We start from the raw sequence: 3,010 nt of genomic DNA, 5'->3' as shown, positions 1-3,010 counted from the left end.
CATTCCTTCAATTATGATTACCTTTTTCTCCAGTTGCCATATTGGCATTCTCATTTTTATATTTATTATTTTAGATAAGGAATAAACTGTGTCTTATACTAACAAACCTGTGCCTGAAGAAATTAAACGTTGGAACTGGGGGGCTTTCATGTTTAATATTATTTGGGGCTTTGGTAATAAATCCTATCTTCCATTATTAGCGCTGGTTCCTTTACTTAATCTTATTTGGATTTTTGTCTGTGGTATTAAAGGGAATGAATGGGCATGGAAAAATGGTGATTATGATTCTGTTGAAACCTTTATGAAAGTGCAGGAAACATGGAATAGAGCAGGCTTTGTTTACTTTATTATCAGTATCATTATGGCCGTTATTTTCTTTATTTTCTTCTTCACGACTATGATGGCAATGATTGCAACGTCTGCATCACAAGGTTATTAATCCAATATATTGAGTATTCGACTCTCAATGACAATAAACCCCATAATATCTATGGGGTTTATCTGTTATTATTTTCAGTAATATTAGAAACGTTTTACCACAGTAAATCGATAATCACGTCCGACACCTGAAACAGATTCACCTAAATAAGGGTAATAATCACGGTTAAATAAATTCGAAACCGTAAAACGAACTTCAGTATTATCGATAAAAGAAGGTTCCCAATTTGCAAATAAGCCGTGGATTGCATAACCTTTACTTTTTGGTAATGACCAGTAGCCCGCATCAGGATCAGCATCCATTGGTGAACGGCGTTGAGCACCAATAAAATCTCCCGTCCACCCCATATTGACATGAATACTTGGTACTTTTACGCCAAGAGTGGCATGTAGCGCATCAGGCTGGATCTCCGCAATCCATGTTTTTTGACCAAACCACGGATCACGCGGTGATTGATCACGTTTTCCTTTCATTGTTGAATACGCTAACCGACCGAATACATTAGAGCTATTATAAAAAGCTTCAATTTCCAATCCTTGAATATGGTAGCCTGGTAAATTACGGTAATTACCTATTGAAGGCGGGCAATTTCCATTATGTCCATCCACCTTTTGGCTTTCACAATAAACACCACGTCGACGGAAGATTTCGTCTTTACCTCGAGTATCAAACAGGGTTGTTCTTAACTGCAGTTGGTCTTCTTGTTGAATAACATTTTCAAAATCGACAATGGCACCAATTCGTGCCGCTCTTACCGTTTCTTTCTCTAGATGACGACTAGTGCCCGTTAAACTAGAAATACTTCCTTGGACTTCATACTGTTCATCAATCAATGGCGCTCGCCATGTGTAAGTTAGATCACCAAAGAATCGGAAGTTTTGGTTCATTTTCCATAATAAACCTAGATGAGGTGTTGCCCCACGATAAGTCACATCCGAATAATCATGACCATAATAGGGATCAGGATCTTGGTAGGTAATCGCTCGACTTCCCTTACCTTGGTTTTTAACAATATCATAGCGAATACCTGGTGTTATCGTCAGGTTTCTATAACTCATTGAATCTTGAAAATAGAAACTGGTGGTTGTTTGCGTACCTTCTGGCATATAAGGCGGCGCATAATATCCATAGTTATAATTTGGATTTTTAGCTTTATCGCGAGTAAACATTAAGACATCGCGATCATTACGATGCCAGCGTGTTCCCATTAATACCTTATGTTCTAAAGCGCCTTGCATAATCGTGCTTTCATTTTTAATTTCAATTTGATGATTTCGATAATTTACCCAACTTTGATTTCCCATACTGCCACTAAAATAGGAACTTGCCGTCTCTGGGCGACTATCGTTTTGTTTCGTTTTTGAATAACCGTAGGTAAGCGTTAAATTAATTAAATCAGAATCAACGGGCTGAATATTCCATTTCACACTAAAAGTGTCATCTTTTTGATCACGATAGACTAATTTTCGTTTCATCGCCGCATCAAAACCATATTTATCCACTTCAGCTTGACTAGGTTTAGCTAATTCATCACGTTTCGCCGCCCAAGGCGTCCAACCATCAATTTCTGAGCGTGATGCTGATAACGTGATTATTTGTGCTTCAGTTAAATAGATATTCGTTTTAATTAAAAAAGAATCTTGGTCTGACTGTGAATAGCCAAATTTAGTTCCATCAGGACGCCGAAGATCATCACTTTCACGGCGGTTAAAATAGAATAATCCATCGGCTTGTCCATTAAGTAATTTACCATATATCGCACCACTATAACGATTCTGTCTATCGTTGGTATGGTGACCATATTTTAAAAACATCCCAATATTCTGATCGGGTAACAATAAGTCATCAGGATCTTTGGTTTCAATTCTCACCGAACCACCAAATCCACCATTTCCTTGAGTAATATTATGAGGTCCTTTATCAACATCAATACGGCGTATTAATTCAGGATCAATAAAAATTGAACCTTGGCGATATTTTTCAAAAGTTTTCGGCGTGCCATCAAGGGTGATTTTAATATCTTCAGGATTACCCATTCCCCAGATATTTAATGTTTGACCGCCAGGTCTTGGTGAACCTGATGAGGAAATTCCGGGTAATTTATCCACTAGCTCTGCAATATTATTAGGTTGAATTCTGTCGATATCTTTTAATGTCAAGACCGTACTTCCTGCATCAACACTTGAATTGAGCTCACCTGATACATAGATAGGTTCAATAATAATCTTTTCGCGTGATGTCGGTTGTACAGAATTCTCCAATTCTGTGGATGTCGTGATTTCTGTCTTTGCATTTTCAGCTGCATAGCTACTTAATGAAGTGAGTGAAGTCAATAATAATGTCATCGCTGATGATGAAAACATCCTCATTCCCTGACGATAAGCATCATTTTTTTGCTAAGAAATGGATCATAATAGTAGTATCTTTTTGTATGGTTATTAGTTTGATAGATGATTAGAGCTATAATTAACATTTGTTAATTATGATAATGATAATAATTATCATTATCTAGTTTTTTTTGCGCTTTATCACTTCAATACAGATAACTACGTCTATTGATACCTTATTTGT

General features: G+C 36.8%; 2 protein-coding genes. One reads left to right on the top strand and one right to left on the bottom strand.

Translation table 11 applies throughout. The features are described 5' to 3' along the window. The first annotated feature begins 88 nt into the window (after positions 1-88). Positions 89-439: a ribonuclease G gene (locus BHE89_RS13585; protein WP_069370034.1), complete on the top strand. Its 351-nt coding sequence runs from the start codon at positions 89-91 to the stop codon at positions 437-439. Between the two features lie 83 nt (positions 440-522). On the opposite strand, the gene BHE89_RS13580 is transcribed toward BHE89_RS13585, so the two are convergent. Next, positions 523-2,808: a TonB-dependent hemoglobin/transferrin/lactoferrin family receptor gene (locus BHE89_RS13580; RefSeq protein ID WP_128860539.1), complete on the bottom strand. Its 2,286-nt coding sequence runs from the start codon at positions 2,806-2,808 to the stop codon at positions 523-525. Between the last annotated feature and the right edge of the window lie 202 nt (positions 2,809-3,010).

It is taken from the genome of Shigella sp. FC1967 (assembly GCF_001743005.1).
Taxonomy (GTDB): domain Bacteria; phylum Pseudomonadota; class Gammaproteobacteria; order Enterobacterales; family Enterobacteriaceae; genus Proteus.
This window is presented reverse-complemented; position numbering and strand designations above follow the sequence as displayed.